Annotated in this window: 23 protein-coding genes; 15 read left to right on the forward strand and 8 right to left on the reverse strand. The window is 64.4% G+C overall.

Features of this window, described 5'->3' with window-relative positions:
- The first annotated feature begins 20 nt into the window (after positions 1-20).
- Positions 21-1,733, forward strand: coding sequence for a 30S ribosomal protein S1 (rpsA, locus tag C7451_RS00965; RefSeq protein ID WP_110297106.1), 1,713 nt, complete (start codon positions 21-23; stop codon positions 1,731-1,733).
- Between the two features lie 315 nt (positions 1,734-2,048).
- On the forward strand, positions 2,049-2,330 hold the full coding sequence (locus C7451_RS00970; protein ID WP_110297107.1) for an integration host factor subunit beta: 282 nt from the start codon (positions 2,049-2,051) through the stop codon (positions 2,328-2,330).
- 420 nt (positions 2,331-2,750) lie between these two features.
- Here the strand turns inward: C7451_RS00970 and C7451_RS00980 are convergent, their stop codons facing one another.
- Positions 2,751-4,673, reverse strand: coding sequence for a GGDEF domain-containing protein (locus C7451_RS00980; protein WP_110297108.1), 1,923 nt, complete (start codon positions 4,671-4,673; stop codon positions 2,751-2,753).
- Positions 4,674-4,879: 206 nt separating this feature from the next.
- Here C7451_RS00980 and C7451_RS00985 point away from each other — a divergent pair, with 206 nt between their 5' ends.
- Positions 4,880-5,431, forward strand: coding sequence for a hypothetical protein (locus C7451_RS00985; RefSeq protein WP_110297109.1), 552 nt, complete (start codon positions 4,880-4,882; stop codon positions 5,429-5,431).
- Positions 5,432-5,435: 4 nt separating this feature from the next.
- A complete protein-coding gene (locus tag C7451_RS00990) occupies positions 5,436-6,143 on the forward strand; it encodes a COG3904 family protein (protein ID WP_244181470.1) in 708 nt (235 codons plus the stop codon).
- Between the two features lie 15 nt (positions 6,144-6,158).
- Here C7451_RS00990 and C7451_RS00995 read toward each other — a convergent pair whose 3' ends face one another.
- Positions 6,159-7,013 carry a class I SAM-dependent methyltransferase gene (locus C7451_RS00995; protein WP_110297110.1) on the reverse strand — a complete coding sequence of 285 codons (855 nt, stop codon included), beginning with the start codon at positions 7,011-7,013 and terminating at the stop codon, positions 6,159-6,161.
- 155 nt (positions 7,014-7,168) lie between these two features.
- Here C7451_RS00995 and C7451_RS01000 point away from each other — a divergent pair, with 155 nt between their 5' ends.
- On the forward strand, positions 7,169-7,402 hold the full coding sequence (locus C7451_RS01000; protein ID WP_110297111.1) for a toxin-antitoxin system, antitoxin component, Xre family protein: 234 nt from the start codon (positions 7,169-7,171) through the stop codon (positions 7,400-7,402).
- Between the two features lie 114 nt (positions 7,403-7,516).
- Here the strand turns inward: C7451_RS01000 and C7451_RS01005 are convergent, their stop codons facing one another.
- The 4 genes from C7451_RS01005 to C7451_RS01020 form a co-directional block, all read right to left on the reverse strand.
- Positions 7,517-8,656 (reverse strand): DUF4236 domain-containing protein, encoded by a 1,140-nt coding sequence (locus C7451_RS01005; RefSeq protein WP_110297112.1) that lies wholly within the window; start codon positions 8,654-8,656, stop codon positions 7,517-7,519.
- Positions 8,657-8,835: 179 nt separating this feature from the next.
- On the reverse strand, positions 8,836-12,108 hold the full coding sequence (locus C7451_RS01010) for an error-prone DNA polymerase (protein WP_244181472.1): 3,273 nt from the start codon (positions 12,106-12,108) through the stop codon (positions 8,836-8,838).
- Positions 12,105-13,676 carry a Y-family DNA polymerase gene (locus tag C7451_RS01015; protein ID WP_110297114.1) on the reverse strand — a complete coding sequence of 524 codons (1,572 nt, stop codon included), beginning with the start codon at positions 13,674-13,676 and terminating at the stop codon, positions 12,105-12,107. Before C7451_RS01015 ends, C7451_RS01010 begins: the two co-directional genes overlap by 4 nt.
- A complete protein-coding gene (locus C7451_RS01020) occupies positions 13,579-14,403 on the reverse strand; it encodes an ImuA family protein (RefSeq protein WP_110297115.1) in 825 nt (274 codons plus the stop codon). Before C7451_RS01020 ends, C7451_RS01015 begins: the two co-directional genes overlap by 98 nt.
- Positions 14,404-14,545: 142 nt before the next feature.
- Between C7451_RS01020 and C7451_RS01025 the strand changes: the two genes are divergently transcribed.
- Both C7451_RS01025 and C7451_RS01030 read left to right on the forward strand, forming a co-directional pair.
- Positions 14,546-15,931 carry a protein arginine N-methyltransferase gene (locus C7451_RS01025; RefSeq protein ID WP_110297116.1) on the forward strand — a complete coding sequence of 462 codons (1,386 nt, stop codon included), beginning with the start codon at positions 14,546-14,548 and terminating at the stop codon, positions 15,929-15,931.
- A gap of 343 nt (positions 15,932-16,274) precedes the next feature.
- A complete protein-coding gene (locus tag C7451_RS01030; protein WP_146215264.1) occupies positions 16,275-16,514 on the forward strand; it encodes a hypothetical protein in 240 nt (79 codons plus the stop codon).
- Positions 16,515-16,579: 65 nt separating this feature from the next.
- Here the strand turns inward: C7451_RS01030 and C7451_RS01035 are convergent, their stop codons facing one another.
- A complete protein-coding gene (locus C7451_RS01035; protein WP_110297118.1) occupies positions 16,580-17,182 on the reverse strand; it encodes an HNH endonuclease in 603 nt (200 codons plus the stop codon).
- Positions 17,183-17,378: 196 nt separating this feature from the next.
- Here C7451_RS01035 and gluQRS point away from each other — a divergent pair, with 196 nt between their 5' ends.
- The 5 genes from gluQRS to egtD all read left to right on the forward strand — a co-directional run bounded on the left by gluQRS (position 17,379) and on the right by egtD (position 21,470).
- On the forward strand, positions 17,379-18,242 hold the full coding sequence (gluQRS, locus tag C7451_RS01040; protein ID WP_110297119.1) for a tRNA glutamyl-Q(34) synthetase GluQRS: 864 nt from the start codon (positions 17,379-17,381) through the stop codon (positions 18,240-18,242).
- Complete coding sequence (locus tag C7451_RS01045; RefSeq protein ID WP_060977271.1) at positions 18,239-18,460, forward strand: hypothetical protein; 222 nt, start codon at positions 18,239-18,241, stop codon at positions 18,458-18,460. Before gluQRS ends, C7451_RS01045 begins: the two co-directional genes overlap by 4 nt.
- A gap of 25 nt (positions 18,461-18,485) precedes the next feature.
- Positions 18,486-19,049, forward strand: a complete 564-nt coding sequence (locus C7451_RS01050; protein ID WP_110297120.1) for a cob(I)yrinic acid a,c-diamide adenosyltransferase — start codon at positions 18,486-18,488, stop codon at positions 19,047-19,049.
- Between the two features lie 131 nt (positions 19,050-19,180).
- Positions 19,181-20,461, forward strand: a complete 1,281-nt coding sequence (egtB, locus tag C7451_RS01055; RefSeq protein ID WP_110297121.1) for an ergothioneine biosynthesis protein EgtB — start codon at positions 19,181-19,183, stop codon at positions 20,459-20,461.
- A 25-nt stretch (positions 20,462-20,486) separates the two neighbouring features.
- Positions 20,487-21,470 (forward strand): L-histidine N(alpha)-methyltransferase, encoded by a 984-nt coding sequence (egtD, locus tag C7451_RS01060; RefSeq protein ID WP_110297122.1) that lies wholly within the window; start codon positions 20,487-20,489, stop codon positions 21,468-21,470.
- A 13-nt stretch (positions 21,471-21,483) separates the two neighbouring features.
- Here egtD and C7451_RS01065 read toward each other — a convergent pair whose 3' ends face one another.
- A complete protein-coding gene (locus C7451_RS01065) occupies positions 21,484-22,905 on the reverse strand; it encodes a M20/M25/M40 family metallo-hydrolase (RefSeq protein WP_110297409.1) in 1,422 nt (473 codons plus the stop codon).
- 91 nt (positions 22,906-22,996) lie between these two features.
- Here C7451_RS01065 and ispG point away from each other — a divergent pair, with 91 nt between their 5' ends.
- Genes ispG through C7451_RS01080 form a run of 3 tightly spaced genes read left to right on the forward strand, consistent with a single transcriptional unit; the run spans position 22,997 to position 24,966 of the window.
- Positions 22,997-24,148 (forward strand): flavodoxin-dependent (E)-4-hydroxy-3-methylbut-2-enyl-diphosphate synthase, encoded by a 1,152-nt coding sequence (ispG, locus tag C7451_RS01070; RefSeq protein WP_110297123.1) that lies wholly within the window; start codon positions 22,997-22,999, stop codon positions 24,146-24,148.
- Positions 24,149-24,151: 3 nt separating this feature from the next.
- Entirely contained in the window at positions 24,152-24,475 is a 324-nt protein-coding gene (locus C7451_RS01075) for a DMT family transporter (protein WP_110297124.1), read from the forward strand.
- Positions 24,476-24,486: 11 nt separating this feature from the next.
- Positions 24,487-24,966, forward strand: coding sequence for a GNAT family N-acetyltransferase (locus C7451_RS01080; protein WP_110297410.1), 480 nt, complete (start codon positions 24,487-24,489; stop codon positions 24,964-24,966).
- Positions 24,967-24,972 lie beyond the last annotated feature (6 nt).

Here is a 24,972-nt window from a genome sequence, read left to right on the forward strand (position 1 = left end):
TGTTAAGGAACGTTGGATTTATGGCCTCTACGGCATTTCCCAGCCGCGATGATTTTGCGGCACTTCTCGACGAATCGCTGGGCGGCGCTGCTGCCGTTGACGGCGGATTCGAAGGCCGCGTCGTCAAGGGCACGGTCACTGCAATCGAAAACGACAAGGCCGTCATCGACGTCGGTCTGAAGTCGGAAGGCCGCGTGGCGCTGCGCGAGTTCGCCGCCCCCGGTCAGGACCATGGCCTGAAGGTCGGTGACGAAGTCGAAGTCTATGTCGACCGGATCGAGAATGCCGATGGCGAAGCGATGCTGTCGCGCGACCGCGCGCGCCGCGAAGCCGCATGGGACAAGCTGGAAAATGAATTCGGCGAAGGCAAGCGCGTCGAAGGCGTGATTTTCGGCCGCGTCAAGGGCGGCTTCACCGTCGATCTGGACGGCGCCGTCGCGTTCCTGCCCGGCAGCCAGGTCGATATCCGCCCCGTGCGCGACGTCACCCCGCTGATGGACATCCCGCAGCCCTTCCAGATCCTCAAGATGGACCGTCGCCGCGGCAATATCGTCGTCTCGCGTCGCGCCGTTCTGGAAGAAACCCGTGCCGAACAGCGCACCGGCCTCATCCAGTCGCTCGCCGAAGGCCAGATCATCGACGGCGTCGTCAAGAACATCACCGATTACGGTGCGTTCGTTGACCTGGGCGGCATCGACGGCCTGCTGCACGTCACCGACATCAGCTACAAGCGCATCAACCACCCGAGCGAAGCGATCACCATCGGCGAGACCGTCAAGGTGCAAATCATCCGTATCAACCAGGATACGCAGCGCATCTCGCTGGGCATGAAGCAGCTCGAAAGCGATCCGTGGGAAGGCGCCAGCGTCAAGTATCCGGTCGGCGCGAAGCTCTCGGGTGCCGTCACCAACATCACCGAATATGGTGCGTTCGTCGAACTGGAGCCGGGCATTGAAGGCCTGGTCCACGTGTCGGAAATGTCGTGGACCAAGAAGAACGTCCATCCCGGCAAGATCGTCTCGACCAGCCAGGAAGTCGATGTCATCGTTCTGGAAGTCGATGCCGAAAAGCGCCGCATCTCGCTGGGCCTCAAGCAGGCACAGTCGAACCCCTGGGAATCGTTCGCAGACAAGCACCCGGTGGGCAGCGTCGTCGAAGGCGAAGTCAAGAACGCGACCGAATTCGGTCTGTTCATCGGCCTGGATGGCGATGTCGACGGCATGGTCCACATGTCGGATATCGCCTGGGGCATTTCGGGTGAAGACGCGCTCAACCTGCACCTCAAGGGCGAGCAGGTGAAGGCGATCGTTCTCGACGTCGATGTCGAGAAGGAGCGCATTTCGCTCGGCATGAAGCAGCTCGAAAAGGGTGCTCCGGCCGTGGGCGGTTCGGACAGCTCGAACCTGCGCAAGAACGAAGTCGTCACCGTCACCGTGCTCGAAGTGCGCGACGGCGGCCTGGAAGTCCAGGTCGGCGAAGATGGTGCCACCGGCTTCATCAAGCGCAACGATCTGGGCCGCGACCGCGACGAACAGCGTCCCGACCGTTTCCAGGTCGGCCAGAAGCTCGATGCGATGGTCACCGGCTTCGACCGCTCGCGCAAGCCGACCTTCTCGGTCAAGGCACACCAGCTGGCCGAAGAAAAGCAGGCCGTGGCGCAGTACGGTTCGTCCGATTCGGGCGCATCGCTGGGCGACATCCTGGGCGCAGCGCTCAAGCAGCGCGAAGACTGATCGCAACGTTCCACCCGTGCGCATGTGCGGGTGACGTTTCAAAAAGGGGCATCGGCTATCAGCCGGTGCCCTTTTTTGTACGCTCCGGCGCCAATAAGGCCGTCAGCAAAAGAACAGCGTTGAAACCAATCGCGATTTCTGACAGCATTTCAGTGCTTGATTTCTGGCAACAGCGATCGGGCACTTGCACCTGCGTTGTCCTTTAGGGGCTGGCGCGTTGGCTTGTCGGGGGGCTGGTCAATTGATTGTGGGATGCGGTGTGAGGGACGCCGCGTTCTGGCATCCCGTCGTGTAATCGATTGCAGGAGATTGGCCATGATACGATCGGAACTGCTGCAGCTTCTGGAGCAGGAAAATCCGGGGCTTCGATCGGACGAGATCGAGAAGATCCTCGATATATTCTTCGACAATATCATCGCACGGCTTGCCGAGGGTGGGCGGGTAGAGTTGCGAGGGTTTGGCGCCTTTTCCACCCGGGCGCGCGAGCCGCGCAAGGGGCGCAATCCGCGCACGGGCGAGGCGGTCGATGTTCCTGCCAAGCGGGTGCCCTATTTCAAGCCGGGCAAGGAAATGCGCGCGAGGCTCAACGCCGATTGATCGCCTTGAGCAACAGGCTTGCCGGGCCGAACAAACCCGGCCTATAGACGCAGCCGTTCGTGCGGGCGTGGCGGAATGGTAGACGCAACGGACTTGAAGATGACATGAGTGCGCGCGGGGAAACCCGCGACGTAGAACTGCTCAAATTCGGGGAACCCTTTGAAATGGCAATCCCGAGCCAAGCCGGGCCTTCATGGCCGGGAAGGTGTAGAGACTAGACGGGCAGCACCTAAACTCCGTGCGTTTCCCTGAAACGGGATGCAGGGCGGGGCACGGTGAAGGGATAGTCCAGACCCCGAACGCGATCCCATCGGGGCGCGGCGGCGAAAGCCGTAGCGGGTAAGAAAATCCGTCGGGCTTTGCCCGTGGGGGTTCGAGTCCCCCCGCCCGCACCATCGGCAGCGAAACCGGCGTGCAGCCTCAGGCTGCGTCGCGGCAGCTGATCGCGCAGTTGCGACCCGATTCCTTGGCCAGATAGAGCGCCCGATCGGCTCTGGCATAAAGTGCCTTGGCGCTGTCACTGGGGGACCAGAGTGCAACGCCCAGACTTGCCGTGATATGCAACGTGACATTGCCATGCACCTGGAAGGGTTGCCGGGCGATCGCGGCGCGGATCCGCTCGGCTATCGCATCGGCGATTACCGGACGCGCACGATCGAGGATGATCATGAATTCCTCGCCGCCCATCCGGCCCAGTGCATCGCCGGGGCGCAACATCGCCTGGATGCGGTTGGCCAGCGCCCGCAGCGCATCATCGCCAGCGACATGCCCGAAGCGGTCGTTGATCGATTTGAACCGGTCGATGTCGAGCACCAGCACCGCCAGCGCACCGCCGGGCCCCATGCGTTCAAGCCGTGTCTCGAGTTCGGCGAGAATCTTGCGGCGATTGGCGACGCCCGTCAGCGGATCGAGCTCCGAAAGAATGCGCAGCTTCTCATTGGCATCGTTCAGCGCCCGGGTGCGTTCGGCAACGCGCTGCTCAAGCTCGGCATGCGAAGTACGGATCGCGCTGGCCAGCGTTTCGAAACGTGAAACAAGCTGTTTGACCTCGGTGCCGGAGCGGTCCTCTGCGGGCAGCTGCAGCATCGAATCGCTGACGAGTTCGCGGGTGATGCGTTCGGCTTCCGGCGTCATCCGGCGCAGCGGCCTTGCCACCAGATGGCGCAGGACCAGGACCACGATGGCGAGGCATCCCGAGAGCGCGATCACGGCCATGGCCGCAATGCGGGGAATCGGCCGCAAGGCCTGGGTCAGAATCTGCGCTTCCGGCTTGAGGGCCAGCGCATACCAGTCCACGCCCGGCACGCGATGCAGGGAGACAAAGGCGTCGAGCGCATCTGCCCTGCCGACATAGCCCTGCCGTCCGTGCTCGCGCACCAGGCTCCACAAGGCGACCAGATCGGGGCGCTCGCTGCTCGTCATGTCGATATACTGGCCGGTGCTCTGCCGGTTCTGCCGGGTATAGTCGGGGTGATAGACCAGCCGCCCCTCGCGCGAAACCAGGATGACGCGTTCATCCGGCGATCCGGCAAAATGCCCTGCCGGGGCAATTTCGTCCAACGGCATGGATGTGCCGAAGGTTCCTGCGTGCCGGCCACCCACATCCACAGGCGTCATGCAGCCGGTTGTCCAGACTTCCTGATCCTTCAGCGAGATGAGCGACTGCAGCCCGGTGCAGCGCATCGCGCGTGCCGGATTGGCAGCGGGTGTCGAGATCGTGGCGAACTCTCGGTCCTGAAAGGCAAAATCGGCAGGTGCCTTGCGACGATAATATTCCAGCCGGTCGGCGCGTTCCGGTGCGAAGATGACGATGCCATTGGCCGGTGTGAAATAGTACAGGCTTTCGAGGTCGAACTGGCTGCCTTCGCTGAGCCTGCGAATGGCATGGGTGGCGGCGATGATATCCTGCACCGCCGCATCGTCGCGCTCGATGGCAGCCGGGATGAACGCGCCCATGCCATGCACCATGCCGATTGCCGTCTGGCCGCCGGTGAACATCATATCGGTGCTGCGCCGGCTGCCGTCGGCCTGGCGCGGATACAGTGCCGCGAACTCGCGGCGCGCTTCTGCGATGCTTCGACTGGCGCGTTCCTGGCGGAAAAGCTGCAAGGCACGCGCCTGGGTCCGCTCGATGCGGTCGATCCGCTGCCGAAGCTCGCCGACCACGCTCGCATTGCGCTGATCGAGCCGGGTCAGCGATTCGTCGATCGCTCGGGCGCGTTCCTGCCAGAAGGCGATTAGGGCGGTGGCGGCGATCATCAGGGTAAAGCCGACCGCAAGGCTCAACGCAGTGCGCGCACTGACCGACAGCGAACGAAACCATGGTGACAGGCGAGCAGGCATGGCGCCTTGTGAAAGATTTTGGTTAAAATCCGGCAAATGCAGCAATTTATGATCTTTTCTGACGGGATTGTCCTATCGCAAGCTTCTGTTCGGGCCGTAGGACCTGCCCGTATCGGCTGTGATGCTGGTCATGGTTTGACCGGGAATTGCCGCTACGGTATCGTGCAGACGGGTCGTTGGCGGTTCCCTGGAGGAGAGGCTTGACGATGGAAAGCAGACGCATCACATCATGCGCGCAGGCGATAGCATGGACCACGGTACTGGCGATGGCTCTGCCCATCCCGGCACAGGCGCAGTTCGGCAGCCTGCTCCGCTCGCGCCCCAGCAGCAGCGGCAAGACCGCAACCGGATGCGATGACAGCGCGGGCAAGGCCGTCGGCCGCTCGGTGATCGGCGGCATGCTGGGTGGCATGGCGCGCCGGGCCGGTGTCGCCAGTTTTCTGCCCGTGCCCGAGGTTGCAGGGCTGCTCACCGATGCCATCGCCTGCAAGCTGGAACCCGAAGAGCAGAAGCAGGCCGCCGATGCGACGCTGGAGGCGACGCGCGGCGAGGAGGTGGGCAGCACCTCGACCTGGACCAGCGACAAGCGCAAGGATGTGTCGGGCAGCTCGACCGTGGTCGGCAAGACGCAGCTTGCCGATGGTTCGACCTGCATGAACGTCAACGATGTCATCATCGTCGAGGGCGAGGAGACCACCGTGTCCAAGCGCATGTGCAAGAAGCCGGGCGCGGCGCGCTATGAAATCGCGCAGGCCTGATTGCATGCGCGCAGCCCATAAACTGCTGCTGGGTCTGGCGGCGGTCGCGCTGCTGTGCGGCCAGTTGCCCGCGCCGATGGACCCGGCCAATCCCAGCTGCCCGAAAGCGCCGGACTGGTCGAACAACAAGATCATGGCGCTGAAGGTGGTCAGGAAGGGCGATGCCAGGGTGCTGCTCGCCGAAGGCCCGGTCGATCAGACGCTGCCCGACCGGCTGAAACAGGCGCTGACCGACAATCCCGACATCAGCGAGATCTGGCTGCGCTCGCCCGGCGGCAACGCGCGCGCGGGCAATGCGGCGGGGCGGCTGATCCGGGCGACGCCCGGGCTGGTGACGCGCATTCCGGCGGGCTGGACCTGCTTTTCGGCGTGCAATTTCGTGTTCATGGGCGGCCAGCTGCGCGTGGTCGAGCCGGGCGGCAATTTCATGGTGCACATGTTCACCATGACCGGCGACCGTGACGCGATCGACCAGTCGGTGGCGCTGGGCACCGAGACCACAGTCGAACTGATCGGCGATATCGAGCAGGAAAGCGCTCTGCTCGCCAGCGAGGACAATGACTTCCTCATCCGCATGGGCGTCTCGCGCAAGCTGCTGACCGACATCATGTACAAGCAGAAGGCGGTGACCAGCGGCGGCGATCAATCGACCCGGCGCTGCCTGACTCAGGACGAGGTGTTCAAGTACAACGTCGCGAACGTGCAGGAGTGAGGTGCGGCGCGCCATTCACGCCACCGCGCTGAGCAGCCACACCTTGTTCTTCATCATCACGCCTTCGCCGTCGCGATAATGGCGCGTGAACAGGCTGAGCAAATCGTTGCGCGCGGCCTCCAGCACCTCCGGCCCGGCTTCGGCGAGCGCGCGGCCGATCGCCATGCTGGCGAGCGCGAAATCCGCCGCATCCTCAGGGAGCGCGCCGGGGCCGCCGATCGCCTGTTCGCCCTGATAAGTCTCCACCTCGGGCGCGGAAAACCCGGCGTGCGCCAGGATATCGCGGACATAGTCGAGATCGGCAAAGGCGAACGGGCCGGGCGTGCGCGGGTCGGGCGAGGGGATGTCGATATGCGCGCGCGCGACGCCCATCAGCTCCATCATCCACGGATTGTCGCGCGGCGGACCCCAGACCGCCAGGTCCATCCGCCCGCCGGGCTTTAGCACGCCATGCAGATTGGCAAAGGCGGCATGGGGATCGGCAAAGAACATCGACCCGAAGCGCGAGACCAGCCGGTCATAAGGCGCATCTTCCGGCGTTACCGTCGCCGCATCGGCGCAGAGGAAGCGGACATTCGCCTGCCCCTCGGCGCGCCGCGATGCCTCTGCGATCAGGTCGGGCGAAATATCGATCCCCAGCACCGTGCCGTCAGGCCCGACCGCCTCGGCCAGCGCGAGCGAGGTCAACCCCCCGCCGCACCCCAGATCGATCACCCGCTCGCCGGGGGTAACGCCCGCATGCGCCAGCAACGCATCCCCGATAGGCGCGATCATCCCCTCGAACCGGTCAATATGGCTGAGCCACTTGCGCCCCTGCTCGCCTGCCCAATCCTCACCCTTGAGCTGTTCCGGCGCGGCGGCGGTGGTCATGGCGGGTCTCTCCTCATGGTTGTGCGGGAGAGGGTAGGGGGTGGCGAGGCGAGGTCAATGGGGAAGGTGGGGCGTCTGGCTGGTCAAGCGCTCGACGCACTCCGGAAGCCGATAAAGGGTTGATGCGGCGTTCGACTGCCCTCATTATCGCAGCCATGGCAACTGCCCCTGAGCCAAAACCCGTGCCCCGCGCGCTGATCGAGAAGATCGGCATGCTCTCGCGCGCCCGGCAGAGCGAAGTCGAGGATTTCGTCGATTTCATCGCGATGCGTGACGCGGCCTCAGCCGATACTGAGCGCGAGCTGTCGCGCATGGTCACCGCTGCGAGCGGTCCTACCTTTGCTGCGGTGTGGGACAATCCGGAAGACGACGTCTACGATGCTCTCTGAGCCAGCGGATATCGCCTTCGGCGCTGTCGTTCTGGTTCCTTTCCCGTTCACCGATCAGGCAACATTCACGCGGCGTCCCGCTGTCGTGATCAGTTCGGCGACATTGCAAATCGATCACGTCAACGTTGGCAAATCTTGGCTCTGCGATCGTGACCCATTGGCTGTCGCCAACGCGGCTATCGCTCGTGCAAATGGCGCGGTCACACCATTCCGTGAAACTTGCAGAAGTTCATTCAAGCCATTGGAACTGGTCAGGTAAATGCTTTCGTATAAACAAACTGGAATCTGAAAATTGTTCGCAAAGCGTCGATCTGGGCCGCCGCTTTTGTTTGGATGCTTCCATGTATGCGCTATGATCTTGGTATCAGAAGGGACCGTACCCTCTTCGATAAAGTGGGATTCCTGAGCGCGGATGGAGAGACTGTCGTAAGCCACTGCTCCGACTTTATCGCGTTCTACAACGAGCAAAAAATCGGGGAGAAAATAGAGCGTTTCTTTCCCGCTCTGGATGGCTGGCGGCGTGATATTGCTCGCGACCACTCGTGGAAGAGAATAGTCGAAGGTGGTGGGGCGTTTGTCCAAAATGTGGCCGGCCCCAGCATTCCTCTTCCATGCGTGGATGTCCCGCACAGTCCCACCAGCATCGACATGCCATTTCCCTATGCATGCCATCAGCGTATCAAAGGAGGAGGTTAGAGCTTCATAAGCCAAGCGCGCTTCGTCTTCTAATTCATACATGAGGACCGATGTTCGCTTAAACGAGTCTAACCAATTACCAAAAAAGAACGCAGCGCCGAAAAGTATCATCCCGATGATCAATCCGGTCCCGCCGCCGACGATGGTGGCAAGGACTGCAAGGGCTCCGCTGCTCCAGCCCAATACCGCGCGCATAGACGTCGAATTTTGCTTCGCATTGAGTTCGGACAGGATTTCTGCAAATCGAGCATCTTCCATTTCCATGACATCTCGAGATGATATCCGCACCATTTCGACGCTTTGTTCGGTATAAGTTTGAATTTTTGGCGACGAAGGTCCGATCGATGATGGATTGTTTTTGTGGTTTGTTTTACTCCTGCCCGAAATGCTGGAGCGATAGTAGAGGCCGCCTCGGCCTGCATGAATGTAATGACCACGCGGGCCTGTGCCGATGCGGAGCCCCTTTATTCCAGCAGATACACCTATTCCACTTTTCGATAAATTGAACCGAAATGGACCGGCGCTCACTGATTTCCGTATGTAGAACGGCATTTTCATTCCCGTTAGGTTGCGTACGGATCATCAACCAAAAGAAAGATATGATCAATCTGAGAATATCCTTGAATCGGTGCTTTTCCCATTATTCGAATGAAAACCTCTTGATGTCAGTTCAACGCTCCAAAATCTAGGAATTGTGCGGTTCGCGTGGTCAATTCTCCACCGCCTCTGGTGCCTCCTCAATGAAAATCCCGCGACTTGGGCAGCACTCTCGCATCCCTCGGATGCCGTGACGGCACTGGCCGCACCACCTCGTCCGCGCGCGCCAGCGGGGGCGTCAGCGCGCCATCCCCCCGCGCCTCGGTGAGCGTCGCGAGCAAATCCGTGCGGTCCACCACTCGGCTCGCCATCAGATGCACCACGCCTTCGGGGCTGCGCTGGAGCACGCCTTCGACCTGCATCAGGCGGCTCGCCATCACCGCGCGGCGGTAGCGTTCGAACAGGCGGGCCCAGAGGACGACGTTGGTGATCCCCGTGTCGTCCTCGATCGTCACGAAGATCGCGTTGCCCTTGCCGGGGCGCTGGCGGACGAGGACGACGCCGGCGGTGCGCACCCGCGCGCCGGCCTTGGCGTTGGTCGTGTCCTCGCAGCTCAGCACGCCTTCCTCGCGCAGCCGCGCACGCAAAAACGCCATCGGATGGTCCTTCAGCGACAGGCGCAGCACCTGGTAATCGGTGACGACCTCTTCGGCTGCGGGCATTGGCGGCAGCTGCATGTCGGGCTCCGCGCCCAGCTCGCGCGCGCGTGCCGCGGCGAACAGCGGCAGCTCGGTCGAGGGCGTGCGGCGCACCTCCCACAAGGCCTGTCGCCGCGAGAGGCCGAGCGACCCGAACGCATCGGCATCAGCGAGCAGGCGCAGCGCCGCGCTCGGCAGGTCGGCACGCCGGGCCAGCCGCTCGATCGAGACGAACCGCCCGGCGGCGCGCCGCGCCTGCACCAGCGCCTCGGCCCAGGCCTGCCGGAAGCCATCCATCTGGCGAAAGCCCAGCCGCAGCGCCAGTCGTCCGCGCAGGTCGCGCTCCAGCCGATTGTCCCAATGGCTGGCGTTGATGTCGATCGGGCGCACCTCGACCTGATGCTCGCGCACGTCGCGCACGATCTGCGCGGGCGCATAGAAGCCCATGGGCTGCGAATTGAGCAGCGCGCAGGCGAACACCGCCGGGTGGTGGCACTTGATCCAGGACGAGACATAGACCAGCCGCGCGAAGGACAGGGCGTGGCTTTCGGGAAAGCCATAGCTGCCGAACCCCTCGATTTGGCGAAAGCAGCGCTCGGCAAACTCGGCGGCATAGCCGCGCGCGGTCATGCCCTCGACCAGCTTGGTGCGGAAATTGTGCATCGTGCCGACATTGCGGAATGTCGCCATCGCGCGGCGCAGCTGGTTGGCCTCCGATGGCGTGAAATCCGCCGCGACGATCGCGAGCTTCATCGCCTGTTCCTGGAACAGCGGCACGCCATAGGTCTGGCCGAGCAGGTTCTTGAGCTCATCGGGATCGTGCGGCGGCGCAGGCGAGGGGTATTCGACCGGCTCGATCCCGGAACGGCGGCGCAGATAGGGATGGACCATGTCGCCCTCGATCGGCCCGGGGCGGACAATCGCGACCTGCACGGTGAGGTCATACAGGCAGCGCGGGCGAAGGCGCGGCAGCATGTTCATCTGCGCGCGGCTTTCCACCTGGAACACGCCGATGCTGTCGCCCCGGCAGAGCATGTCATAGACCTGCGGATCGTCGGCATCGAGATCGACGGTCAGGTCATGCTCGCCCAGACCATGCTCGCGCATCAGCGCAAAGGCCTTGCGGATGCAGGTGAGCATGCCCAAGGCCAGCACGTCGACCTTCATCAGGCCCAAGGCGTCGATATCGTCCTTGTCCCATTCGATGAAGGTGCGGTCCTCCATCGCGGCATTGTGGATCGGCACGGTCTCGTCGAGCCGGTCTTCGGTCAGCACGAACCCGCCGACATGCTGCGACAGGTGGCGGGGAAAGTGCAGAATCTGGTCGACCAGATCGCGCAGGCGCACGATATCGGGATTGTCGGGATCGAACCCGGCTTCCTCGTAACGCTTCTCCGCCATCGAGGACGAGAAGCTCCCCCAGATGGTGCTCGAAAGCCGCGCGGTGACATCCTCGGAAAAGCCGAGCACCTTGCCGACCTCGCGCACCGCGCTGCGCGGGCGATAATGGATGACCGTCGCGGCAATCCCCGCGCGGTGGCGGCCATAACGGGCATAGATATATTGCATCACCTCCTCGCGCCGCTCGTGCTCGAAATCGACATCGATATCGGGCGGCTCGGCGCGCTCTTCGGAGACGAAGCGCGAGAAGAGCAGGTCGTGGGTCACCGGATCGACCGAGGTGACGCCGAGCAGGAAGCAGACGATGGAATTGGCGGCCGAGCCGCGCCCCTGGCACAAGATCGGCGGCTCGCGGCTGCGGGCGAAGCGCACGAGGTCATGCACGGTGAGAAAATAGCAGGCGTATTTCTGTTTCGCGATGAGGGTGAATTCCTCGTCGAGCAGCGCGCGAACTTTGAGCGGCAGCTCCGCGCCATAACGTTCATGCGCGGCTTGCGTCACCATATGCTCGAGCCAGGCCTGCGGCTCCCAGCCTTCGGGAACGGGTTCGAGCGGGTACTGGTAGCGCAAGTCGTCGAGGGTGAAGCTCACCCGTTCCATCAGACGCAGCGGCTGGTTGATCGCATCGGGGCAATCGGCGAACAGCCGCGCCATTTCCGCCGCCGGCTTGATATGCCGCTCGGCATTGGCCTCGAGCAATCGCCCGGCCTCGGCGATCGTCCTGCCCGCGCCGATGCACGTCAGCACATCGTGCAGCGGGCGCTGCGCCGGTTCGGCATAAAGCGCGTCATTGGTGGCGAGCAGCGGCACGCCGGTGTCTTCGGCGAGCTTCATCAGTCGGGCGAGGCGGCGGCGGTCCGCACCCTGGCGCGGCATGGTCGCCCCGATCCACACCCGCCCCGGCACGGCGTCTGACAGCGCGTGCAGCAGCGGCGCGTCGCCGGGCGATGCCATCACGATCAGCAGCAGGTCGTCGATGAACTCGAGCAGATCGGGCAGGTGCAGCACGCAATCGCCCTTGGCCGCGCGCAGGTTGCCGGTGGTGAGCAGCCGCGTCAGCCGCCCCCAGCCGTGCCGCGTCGCGGGATAGGCGATGATGTCGGGGGTCTCGTCCGCAAACACCAGCCGCGCGCCGACCAGCAGGCGCAGCGCGGGCGGGTTTGCGCCGATCTCCGCCGCTGCCTTGTGCGCATCGCGCAGCGCCATATGCGCGCGCACCACGCCCGCGACGCTGTTGCGATCGGCAATCCCGATCCCGGCCAGCCCCAGTTCGAGCGCGCGTGCGACCATGTCCGCCGGGTGCGAGGCTCCGCGCAGGAACGAATAGTTGGTCGCGCAAACCAGCTCGGCAAAGGGGGCAGGGGCATCCGTCACGCAAATAGCCCGTGCACATACCAGCGCGGATCGGGCCGTTCGCTGTCATACAGGCCGTGGCGGAAGATCCAGAAGCGGCGGCCGCGCGCGTCTTCCACGCGGTAATAATCGCGCGTCAGCCCGCTCTTGCCCGGAGCATGCTTCCACCACGGCGCGGCGATCCGCTCGGGCCCCTCGAAGCGCACGACATGATGCTGCTGGCGCTTCCAGCGAAAGCGGTGCGGCGGCCCGTCGGGCACCTCGGCGATCACCTCGATCGGCTGGGGCGGGTCGAACAGATGGATCGGGCGGCTCGGCGGCTCGCCCGTCTGCGGCGCTGCCCAGGGTTCGGGCGCGGGCAGATCGACTGCGGGCAGAGTGAGCGCCGCCTGTTCTGGAATGTGCGTGTCGCGCGGCTGGAAGCGGCGGATCGCGCCGCGCCCCAGCCGGCTGCTCAACCGGTCGATCAGCGCGGCAAACGCCTCTTCGCTGACTGCGCCGCCTTCCAGCTGCAATTGCGATGGCGCCATCGGCTCGATGCGCGGCACGATCAGCCGGATCATGTCGAAGCCGAAGCCGGGATCGATCGGGTCGCTGAGCGCGTCCAATCGCTCGTGCAGCAGCCGCATCAGCACCTCGCCGTCGCGCATCGGCAGGCTGGTCTCGGCGGCCAGATCGAAGGTGCGGCCATCGCTGCGATAGAAGCGCGCGGCGAAATGGCGCCCGCCCATGCCGCGCTGTTCGAGCGCCTCGGCGGCTTGTCCTGCAAGGTTGGCGAGCGCCGCCATCGCCGCTTCGGTGCGCGCGATCGGTTCGGCAAAGCGCGTCTCGAAGCGCAGGGCGGGCGGGCTGCGGCGCGGGACGATGCGGCTGTCGGCGCTGCCCAGCAGCCGATCCAATCGCTCCACCAGATCCTCGCCAAAGCGCGCGGCAAGCGGCGCGCTGGGCCGCATCGCAAGGTCTCCGATGGTCTTGAGGCCTGCGCGGATCAGCGCGGTCTGCACTTCCTCCTCGATGCGCAGCGCCGCGACCGGCAGGCGGCGTAGCACGACATCGCCGTCCTCGGGCCGCGCGAAGCTCAATCCCGGCGCGAACCGGGCAAGCGCCTGCGCTGCCTCGGGCGTGTCGCCGCAACCGCTGCGGACATGGTCGGAAAAGCGCGCCAGGCTGTCCTCTGCCGCCGCGACCAGCGCAGCTTCCCCGCCGAACAGATGCGTGCAGCCGGTAATGTCGAGCACCAGCATGTCGGGCGGGTCGGTCGCGACCAGCGGCGTGAAGCGGTCGCAATGATCGGCCAGCCGCTCCAGCCATTGAAGGTCAGCCAGCGGATCGTGCGGCTCGACGCCGAGTTGCGGCACCTGCGCGCGCGCATCGGCCAGCATCATGCCGGGGGTCAGGCCCTGGGCATGCGCTTCCGGACATATCGCGGCGATGCGCATCGCGCCGCGCACCTTCTCCACCAGCACCAGCGGCGCGCTGTCATCACCCGCGCTATCCGGTGCGTTGCAGCCCGGTCGTGCGCGCCGGTCGACCGGCAGAAAGGGGAAGAACAGCGCCAGATAGCGCCGCTGCGCCTCCGGTTCCGGCACCGCCGACGGGCGGGGCCTCTGCAAGACAGGCTTGTTCACGGTTCCACTCCACGCGCCACGCGCCGCCCGCCGGGCGTCCGCGCTGGCGCAACAGTTCTATTCGCCAGGCGGGATAGCCGGGCGCATTGGCTTCCATCGGCAGCGAGGGGGCGGCGCTCACCTGCCAGCGGGTCTGCGCCGCGCTGGGCGCGGGCGTGGCGGCGATGCGCAGTGCGATCACGGTGACGCCCGAGCTTTCCGCAGCGAGCGCCAGTCTGCGGCTCGCGGTCAGATCGAACGCGCGCGGGTTCCGCCACAGCTCGACCACCGCCACGCCGACATCGCCGCAGCGGGTAACATCGGCGGCGGCGCGCAGCACCGCCAGCGCATCGGGCAGCGTGCCCAGGATGACCTGCGCAGGCGAAAGCCCTATCTCGACCAGCCCCGGCGCGTGCAACTGCCCACCGCGCCTTTCCGCCTCGCCCTCGCGCAGCCAGACCAGCGTTCCTCCGAGTCTGAGCGCCAGCGCCGCTGCAAATCCGGTGGCGCACCCGGCATCGTCCGCCTCGAACGCGAAGATTTCGTGCAGCCGCGCGCGCATCAGCCCGCCGCCCAGCGCCGCATCGACCCCCGCATGCCCGGTGCGCGCCATCCCCGCCGGTTCGCCGCCGGATTCGCCCGCGCACGCGCGTTCCAGCCCGGCAATATGGGCTTTCAGGGACTCGAGGGAATCGCGGGCAGGGGACATATGTTCTTATTATGTTCCATTTTGCGGAACGTCAAATGCCTGTTCGGCGGGCCGATATGCCAATCCGGGACCGGTGACGCTTTGTTAACCCTTCGCGTTAATAGTCTGTTGAACTGAGTTAACGCCCATTGGGGGGAACAGCATGACCGATACCGCACCCGACATCGCCCTGGCCCGCGCGCTGCTGCACGAGGCGATGGAACTCCAGGCAGCGGGCAATCTGGCGGCTGCCGAAGAGCGCTACCGCCTGGTCATCGACCATGATTACCGCACGGCCGAAGTCCTCCCGATCCTCGCCGGCATCCTGGGGCTGCGCGGCGCGACTGAAGAGGCGCTCGAGCTGTGGGACACGCTGCTTGCGATCGATCCCGACCATGCGGTTGCCCATCATGAAAAGGGGCTGATCTACAGCCGCACCGGACGGGCCGACCTCGCCATCACCGCGATGCAGGCGGCCTGCGCTGCCGATCCGGCCAATCCGGTCGCGGCCAACAATCTTGCGGTCATGCTGTCGGATGCCGGGCGCAAGATCGAGGCGCTCGACCAGTTCCGCCGCGCCCAGGCGCTGCAACCGGGCAATATCCATATCGAACACCAGATCCGCCGTCTCTCCGCCGAGATGGTGCCCTTCTGGCATATCCCGATGCTCAACGACGTGCGCCGCAACGATGCGTTCGAGGCGGCGATCATCGCTGCGCTGGCCGAGACCGGCCCGCAAGCCCGCGTGCTCGACATCGGCACCGGCAGCGGCCTGCTTTCGATGATGGCCGCACGCGCCGGGGCGCAATCGGTTACCGCGTGCGAGATGGTGCCGATCATCGCCGACATGGCGCGGCAGATCATCGCCGATAACGGCTATTTGGACCGCATCACCGTCCACACCGCGCCCTCGACCGAGCTCAAGGTCGGCGAGCATCTCGACGAGCGCGCGGACATCCTGGTCTCCGAAATCCTCTCGTCGGATCTGCTCACCGAGCATGTCATCGACACGTTCGAGGATGCGCATGCGCGGCTGCTCAAGCCCGATGCCATCGTCATCCCGCGCGCCGCCTCGGCCATCGGCTGTCTGGTCGAAAGCCAGGTGCTCGCCGATTATGTCTTCGTCGATCAGGTCTCGGGCTTCGACATCTCGCGCTTCGGCGCGCTCGCCTCGCCCAGGCTGCCGATCCACGGCACGATGACCGACTGGAAGCGCCTGTCCGACGATGTCGAACTGGTGCATATCGACCTCACCCGGACCCAGCACCAGAGCGACCTGCACCTGTTGCAGATCAACGTGCTGGAAGACGGCATCGCCAGCGGCATCGTCCAGTGGATGCATGTCGATCTGGCCGAGGGCATCAGCTTCGACAACCATCCCGACGGCTATACCGATGGCGGCTGGCTGCAGATGCTGCACAATTTTCCCGAACCCGTCGCGGTGCGCGCAGGCGACGTGCTCAACGTCGCGGTGGGCCATGACCGCGTGACGCTGATCGTCCGCCCGCTCGAGGTGATCGCGGCGGCCGAGCAGGTGAAGGTGGCTTGATTTCACTCTCTCCCCTTGAGGGGAGAGAAAGGAAGGCTTGGCAGCTTGTCTGCCTAGCTGCAGTTGAGAGGGGCCGAGGGTTCGCGCAAGCCCCCCTCCCAACCCTCCCCCCTAAAGGGGAGAGGGCTTTCCAGCACCAAGCCTAACCACATCCGCTCATCCTGAGCCGCGGGCTTCAGCCCGCGTCGTCGAAGGACCCGCGCCCACGTTGGCCGTATAGCGGGGCCTTCGACAGGCTCAGGCTGAGCGGAGGTGGGGTGCAGTCATGCTACTCTGATGAGAAATCAATTATTCTGTAGAACACCCGCTTGCGGATGGGTGCAATTGAATTACCATCGTTATCATGTCCATCCTCGCCCAAGCAATGTTGGCCATATTCATCGCTGCAGTGATTGTGGCGGTAGGCGCATGGGCATATGGCACACGATACTGGCTTCCGATGTGGGCGACAGGTTTTCGCAAGACAGAATGGCGCAACGTTTACATGCGGCGCGCCATCAAAGGATATTCAGGCTTTATTTTGGCCGTAGGCATCGGCTTTGCCGCTGGTGGCATTGCGGAATATTGGGGAGGCGGTTGGTAGCTGCGCGCCGCCGAGCAATTCGCTTTTGCCTAACGCAAAATTTGGCAGCTCCCTTAACTCCCCCCTCAAGCCTCCAGCTCGACATCCCAATACAGCCAGTCGTGCCAGCTCTCATGCAGGTAATTCGGCGGAAACGCTCTCCCACGTTCCTGCAATTGCCAGCTGGTCGGGCGGATCGGCTGGACCATCAGGCGCATGTTCGCTTGCGCCGGCGTGCGTCCGCCCTTGCGCATGTTGCACGGCGCGCAGGCGGTGGCGACATTCTGCCAGGTGGTCTTGCCGCCCAGGCGGCGCGGAACCACATGATCGAAAGTGAGGTTGTGCGGCGATCCGCAATATTGGCAGTGGAAGCGGTCGCGCAGGAACAGGTTGAAGCGGGTGAAGGCGGGATATTCGGACGGCTTCACATATTGCTTGAGCGCGATCACCGACGGGATCTTCATCTGGATCGTCGGGGAGTGCACCTCGCGCTCATAGGTCTCGATCACATCGACCCGGTCGAGGAAAATCGCCTTGATCGCGGTCTGCCACGGCCAGAGGCTCAAGGGATAATAGCTCAGGGGCGTATAATCGGCGTTCAACACGAGGGCGGGGCAACTGTCGGGATGCCGGGCCAGATCCGGCTGCGGATCGCGTACCGCCCGTTCGATCAAGTCGGGATGAAACATGGTCGGCTCAAACCTTCTCCCATTCGTCCGCTGAAGTTCCTATAGACCCAAGTGCGTGACAGCCCCGTGACAATGTTCGATGTGTTCGATTTACGGTTAATCAGCATGACCGCGCGGCCAAGGTCAAGGGGGCGTTTCCACAATATATGGTGATAAGTCCGCACATTGCACCCCAGGCAGAGGGCTGCGCACAGTGATGCGCACCCGTTTTGCGCCCAGCCCCAATGGCGCGCTGCATCTGGGCCATGCCTATGCGGCGTGCCAGGCGCACGACCTCGCCCGGCAGCTGGGCGGCGAATTTCTGCTGCGGATCGAGGACATTGATGGCGTGCGCTCCCGGCCCGAACTGGTCGAAGCGATTTTCGCCGATCTCAGCTGGCTCGGCCTGAACTGGGGTGGCGACGTGCTGTTCCAGTCGTCGCGGCTCGCCGCTTATGACACGGCGCTGGCGGAGCTGAAGGCGCGGGGCCTTGCCTATCCCTGTTTCTGCACGCGCAGCCAGATCGCGGCGGCAGGCGCGCAGCCGGGGCCCGAGGGGCTGGTCTATCCCGGCACCTGCCGCGCGCTGTCCGCCGAGGAGCGCGCCGATCGCATGACGAACGAGCCGCACGCCTGGCGGCTCGACGTAACCAAAGCGCAAGCACAAACCGGCGCGCTCGTCTGGTACGACATGGCTGCGGGCGAGCAGGCGGCGCGGCCCGAGCTGTTCGGCGATGTTGTGCTTGCGCGCAAGGATGCGCCCGCCAGCTATCATCTCGCCGTGACGCTCGACGATGCGCACCAGCAGATCAGCCATGTCGTGCGCGGGCGCGACCTCTTCCTGGCGACGCATGTCCACCGGCTGCTCCAGGCGCTGCTCGGTCTGCCGGTGCCGCTCTATCGCCATCACCGGCTGCTTGCTGGAGCAGACGGACGGAAACTGGCGAAAAGCGAGGGCGCGGCGGCGCTGGCCCTGTTGCGCGAGCAGGGGGTGGACGGCCCGAGCCTCTTGGAAAATTTGCGAAAAGGCGTTCTTCCGTCTGGCATTTGCTGGGCAGAGCCCTCATATAGCGTGCCATGAACGTCATCATCATCCTGGCGATTGTCGCTCTGGCAATCATGGTTCTGGTCAGCCTCGTGCGTGGCCTTGTCGCCTTCATCCAGATGACCGAGGAAGACCTCAAAAACCCCGGGGTCGGCCGCAGCCATCAGATGCAGAACAAGATGATGTTCGCGCGCGTCAAATATCAGGCGATGGCGATCGCCGCGGTCGCCGTGCTGCTGCTGGTCAACCGCTAAGCCCTGAGGGCGGCGGGGGCACATTATGGTCAAGCTCAACAAGATCTACACGCGCACCGGTGACGACGGCACGTCCGGGCTGGTGGATGGCTCGCGCGTGGCTAAGCACAGCGCGCGCATGGCCGCGATCGGCGATATCGACGAGCTGAACAGCGCGCTGGGCCTTGCCGTTGTCGCGCTGGGCGAAAGCGAATTCGCCGCGGATCTGGTGCGCGTGCAGAACGACCTGTTCGATCTCGGCGCCGATATCGCGACGCCGGGCGAGGATTTCACCCCGTCCGAAATGGTGCTGCGTATCGTGCACAGCCAGGTCCAGTGGCTCGAGGATCGGATTGATGCAATCAATGATGCTCTGCCGCCCCTCAGAAGCTTTATCCTGCCTGGTGGAAGCCCTGCTGCAGCGGCCGTGCATCTCGCCCGCGCCATCGCGCGCCGCGCCGAGCGGACGCTGGTGGCGGCATCGCACGAGGGATCGATCAACCCTGAGGCGCGTATCTATGTGAACCGGCTGTCGGACTTCCTGTTCGTCCTCGCGCGCCGGATCAACAATGGCAACGACCCGCTCTGGGTGCCGGGTGCGTCGCGATAAGGCGTTGTCACACCCGTGCACTGGACGGGTGACTACAAATCGTCACCCCCGCAAAGGCGGGGGCCCGCTTTTCGGCTTCGGACAGGATAGCGGGATTCCAGCTTTCGCGGGAATGACGGATAGGGGGTATAATGATCATCGCCAGCGCTACGTCCTCTCCCGCACGCGCAGCTTCTCGAGAAGCCGACCTCGCCCATCGCTTTACCCAGGTACGCACCCTTACACTTGATCTCGTCGCGCCGCTGTCCGACGCCGACGCTACCGTCCAGTCGATGGACGATGCCTCGCCCGCGAAATGGCATCTGGCCCATAGCAGCTGGTTCTTCGAGACCTTCGTGCTGCGCGATCATGTCGTTGGTTACGAACCGTTCGACGCGGACTACGCCTTTCTTTTCAACAGCTATTACGAGGCCGAGGGCGCGCGCCATGCGCGGCCCAGGCGCGGGATGCTCACCCGACCTTCGCTCGATGACATCCGCGCCTATCGCGCGCATGTCGATGCAGCGGTACAGGTGGCGCTTCCCGGCTTGAGTAACGATGCGCTCGATCTGGTCGAACTCGGGCTGAACCATGAGCAGCAGCACCAGGAGCTCTTGCTGACCGATATCCTGCACCTGTTCGCGCAGAACCCGCTGCACCCGGCGGTCTGGCCTGCCGTGCCGCTTGGCTCGGTCGAGGCTGCGCCGCTTGAATGGATCGAGGGGCCGACGGGACAGGTCGAGATCGGCCATGCCGGCAAGGGCTTCGCGTTCGATTGCGAAGGCCCGCGCCATGCGGTGCTGCTCACCCCCTATGCGCTCGCCAACCGCCCGGTGAACAATGCCGAATGGGCCGCGTTCATCGCTGATGGCGGGTACAGTGATCCGCGCCACTGGCTGTCCGACGGCTGGGCCTGGGTGAAGGCGGAAGGCATCACCGCGCCGCTCTACTGGCAGCAGGATGACGATGGCGGCTGGATGCAGTTCGGGCTCGATGGCTTGCGAGCACTCGATCCTGCCGCGCCGGTCACGCATATCAGCCTCTACGAGGCCGATGCCTATGCGAGCTGGGCCAGCGCGCGGCTGCCGACCGAGCAGGAATGGGAGGCGATTGCCGCTGCGCATGATCCCGCCTCGGGCAATCAGCTCGACCGCGCTGGCCCAGTACGCCCGCGCGCCGATGCCGCATCGGCGATGTTTGGCAATGTCTGGCAATGGACGGGCAGCGCCTATCGGCCCTATCCCGGCTTCAGGGCCGCCGAGGGCGCGGTCGGTGAATATAACGGCAAGTTCATGTCGGGCCAGTTCGTGCTGCGCGGGTCAAGCTGTGCAACCCCGCGCGGTTCCGTGCGTCCCAGTTATCGCAACTTCTTCTATCCCCATCAGCGCTGGCAATTTACCGGCCTCAGGCTGGCCAGAGACCTGAGACAATAACCGCAGGAGAGCCCCATTGGCCACGATGATCGACGTGCCCGAAGCCAAGCCCCAAGCCGCCCAGGGTGATGCCGATCCGGCGTTCCGCGCCGATGTGTTGGCCTGCTTCCGCGACACTCGCCGCGCGATCCCGGCGCGCTGGTTCTACGACAAGGCCGGATCGGAACTGTTCGAGCAGATTACCGACCTGCCCGAATATTACCCCACCCGCACCGAAACCGAGCTGCTCGCGCGCTATTGCGGCGAGGTGGCCCAGCAGGGCGGGGCTGGACGTACCGTCGTGGAGTTCGGCTCGGGGTCCTCGGTCAAGACCCCGCACCTGCTGCGCGCCATACAGGGCAAGCACTATGTGCCGATCGACATTTCGGGCGAATTCCTGCGCGAATCGGCTGCGGCGCTTGCGCGCGATTTTTCCGGTCTCGCCGTTCACCCGCTCGAAGGCGATTTCATGCGGCCGCTGCAACTCCCCGAAGCGGTGGCAGGCGAACCCAAGCTCGGCTTCTTCCCCGGTTCAACCATCGGCAACATGGTCGCGCGGACCTCGCTCGACCTGCTCCGCTCGATGCGCGAGACGCTGGGCGTCGGCTCTCTGCTGCTGATCGGCATGGACCGGATCAAGTCGCCCGATATCCTGATCCCCGCCTATGACGATGCGCAAGGCGTGACCGCGCGGTTCAACCTCAACCTGCTTCACCGCATCAACCGCGAGATCGACGGCACGATCCCGGTCGATCGCTTCCGCCATGTCGCGCGCTGGAACGACAGCTATGCGCGGATCGAAATGCATCTTGAGGCGCAAGAGGATCTGAGCTTCACCGTGCTGGGTGAACGCTTCTCGATGCGCAAGGGCGAGACGATCCACACCGAAAACAGCCATAAATACGGCCCGCGTGACGCAAGACTGCTGCTGCGCGCCGGCGGCTGGACGGTGCGGCACGAATGGACCGATCCGGACGACTGGTTCGCGCTGATCTTGGCCGAGGCGGTCCCGTTCCAGACCGCCCCGTGAACCGCTGGGCAGATCAGCCTGCCAGCTTCTTCATCACCAGATACCAATGGTCGAGGCCCTTGTAGAAATCCTCGACCCGGATACGCTCGTTGAGGCCATGCGCGAAAATGTCCGCGCTGCGCATGGCCGCGTTGCCGATGCCGACCGTGTTCATGCCGAGCGCGCGATAATGCATGCCGTCGGTGCCGCCCGACGACAGCTCGGGCACGATCGGCAGGCCCGGATAGCGCGCATCGAGGCTGGCCATGATCGCGGCGCGCACCTCGGGAGTCAGCGTGGATTCGGGGCTTTCGACGACATCGGTCATCAGCTTGAACTTGACGCCGTCATTGCCGATCGCCTTGGCGAGCGCCGCCTGCGTGGCCGCTGCGCCGCCTTCACCTGGCATGATCCGGCAGTTCACGGTGGCGGTCGCCGATTGCGGCAGCGCGTTTTCGGCATGGCCGCCGCGCAGCATCGTCGCGACACACGTGGTGCGCATCTGGGTCGAGATGCCCGGATCGGCGAGCAGCCTGGCGCGCGGTGCGGGGTCTTCGGGATTGGCGGCAAAGGCCTGCATCGCCTGGCCCATCTCGCCGGGGGTCAGCTTGCCCATCGCGCCGAAATAGCTCCGCACCAGCGGGCTTGCATTGACCGGAAACTGATAGGCCTGGATCTTGCCGAGCGCCTGGGCAAGCTCGTAGATCGCGTTGTCCACGCGTGGGCGCGAACTATGGCCGCCCGGATTGGTCACGGTCAGCTCGAACGTCGCGAAGGTCTTCTCGCCCGCCTGCACCTGATACATGACCGGCTTGAAATCCTCGGTCATCGCGACGCCCCCGGCATCGCCGTTCAGCACCAAAGCGGGCTTGATCGTTTCCGCCACCATCTTCGCCTGGGCGCGGGTGGAGATCATGCCGGTCTCTTCGTCGCCCGAGAACACCAGATAAAGGTCGCGCTTTGGCGCCCAGCCTTCCTTCTTCAGCCGGATGAAATTGTGCGCCAGCGTCGCGACGCCATATTTGTTGTCGAGCGATCCGCGACCGAAGAAATAGCCGTTTTCTTCCACCAGCTTGAACGGAGGCCGCTCCCAATCCTCGGGCAGCGCCTCGACCACGTCCATATGGCCGAGGAACACGATCGGCCCGGCCTTGGGCTTGCCCTTGGCGGCATAGCGGACGACCAGGCCCTGGGTCGGTTCGCCTTCGCTGTCATAATCGGTGATGGTGATGTCGCTTTCGGCAAACCCTGCCTTGAGCAGCTGATCCTTCAGGTAGCCGGTCATCACGCCCATCTGCTTGTGGCCGCGCGCGGTGCGGATGCCGATTATGTCGCTATAAAGCTGGCGCGCGGCGAGTTCGCTGGGCGTGCGCTGCGGGGCAGGGGCCTGAGCTGGCGCCGGGAGGGCCAGCGTGGCCAGGCCAGTCGCCAATGCGAGTTTGATCATCGTTTTCATGCTGTTCAGCGTCCCCTTTTCTATCACCCGCACATCTCGCCAAAGCCGGTCGAAGCGACTATAGCGTTCGCATACTCTTGGAGAACAATTCATGTCGGCCCACAACCCTTCTTTGCGACCCTGGCGCGATATCGATCGGCGCAAGTGCCGCCAGATCATGGTCGGCAAGGTGCCGGTGGGCGGCGATGCGCCGGTCAGCGTACAGACGATGACCAATACGCTGACCTCTGACGCCAAGGCGACGATCGACCAGATCCGCCGCTGCGAGGAGGCGGGGGTCGACATCATCCGCGTCTCGTGCCCCGATGTCGAGTCGACCGCTGCGATGAAGCAGATCGTCCGCGCCTCGCGCGTGCCGATCGTCGCGGACATCCATTTCCACTACAAGCGCGCGCTCGAAGCCGCCGATGCGGGCGCGGCGTGCCTGCGCATCAACCCGGGCAATATCGGATCGTCCGAGCGCGTGCGCGAGGTGGTCAATGCGGCCAAGGCCAATGGCTGCGCCATCCGCATCGGGGTGAATGCCGGAAGTCTCGAGAAGGACCTGCTCGAAAAATATGGCGAGCCGTGTCCCGAGGCATTGGTCGAAAGCGCGCTCGACCATATCAAGCTGCTGCAGGACCATGATTTCCACGAATTCAAGGTCGCGGTGAAGGCTAGCGACGTGTTCCTCGCGGTCGCGGCGTACCAGCAACTCGCCGATGCGGTCGATTGCCCGTTGCACCTGGGCATTACCGAGGCGGGCGGGCTGATCGGCGGCACGGTGAAGAGCGCGATCGGCATCGGCAACCTGCTCTGGGCCGGTATCGGCGATACCATCCGCGTATCGCTCTCCGCCGAGCCCGAGGAAGAGGTGCGCGTCGGCTTCGAGATTCTGAAATCGCTCGGCATCCGTACGCGCGGCGTCCGCATTGTCAGCTGCCCCAGCTGCGCCCGCCAGGGCTTCGACGTGATCCGCACCGTGCAGAAGCTCGAGGAGCGGTTGCAGCATATCAACACGCCGCTGTCGCTTTCGGTGCTGGGCTGTGTCGTCAACGGACCCGGCGAGGCGCGCGAGACCGATATCGGGCTCACCGGCGGCGGCAAGGGCAAGCATATGGTGTACCTGTCCGGCATCACCGACCATACGGTCGAGGATGAGGACATGGTCGACCATATCGTCAGGCTGGTTGAGGCCAAGGCCGCAGAGATCGAGGCCGAAGCAAGCGATGCTGGGACGGCCGAACCGGTCGCTGCCGAATAAGCCATGGGACCATGGCTGACCCTGGTTGCAGCCGGCCTGTTCGAGGTCGGCTTCACCACCTGTCTGCGCTATGCGGACGGGTTCCGTAACATGGCCTGGACCGCAGGCTTCATCGTCTGCGTGATCCTGAGCTTCACGCTGCTCGACAAGGCGGCCAAGGCCATCCCGCTGGGCACAGCCTATGCCGTCTGGGTCGGCATTGGCGCAGTCGGGACGCTGGCCGTCGGCGTCGCCACGGGGGATGAAACTCTGGGCCTGGTCCGGCTGGCACTGGTCATCGGGCTGATCGGCTGCGTGGTCGGCCTCAAATTTGCCGGACAGCATTAGGAATGACGACAATGACCGTTACGATCCGCCCCGCACGGCCGGGGGACGAAGCCGCTATCCTGCGCATGGTTGTCGCGCTGGCGGTGTACGAGCGCGAGCCCGATGCGGTGAAAGCGACAGAGGACTCTCTCCGTGCAACCCTGTTCGGCGAGAACGCCCAGGTTTTTGCCCATATTGCCGAGCTGGATGGCGCGCCGGTGGGGCTGGCGCTGTGGTTCCTCACCTATTCGACCTGGACGGGCCGCCCCTCGCTGTATCTCGAAGACCTGTTCGTTGCCGAATCCGCGCGCGGGACCGGGGCAGGGCGGGCGTTGCTGACTGCGCTGGCGAAGGAAGCCCGGGCGCGCGGCTGTGCGCGGATGGACTGGGCGGTGCTCGACTGGAACGAGAAAGCGCGCGAATTCTACCGCCATATCGGGGCGCACCATTCGAAGGGCTGGGAACCCTGGCGGATCGAGGGCGAAGCGCTGGAGCGTCTGGCGGCGGGCTGATCGTGG

The organism is Blastomonas natatoria (assembly GCF_003201955.1).
In the GTDB taxonomy this organism is placed as follows: Bacteria; Pseudomonadota; Alphaproteobacteria; order Sphingomonadales; family Sphingomonadaceae; genus Blastomonas; species Blastomonas natatoria.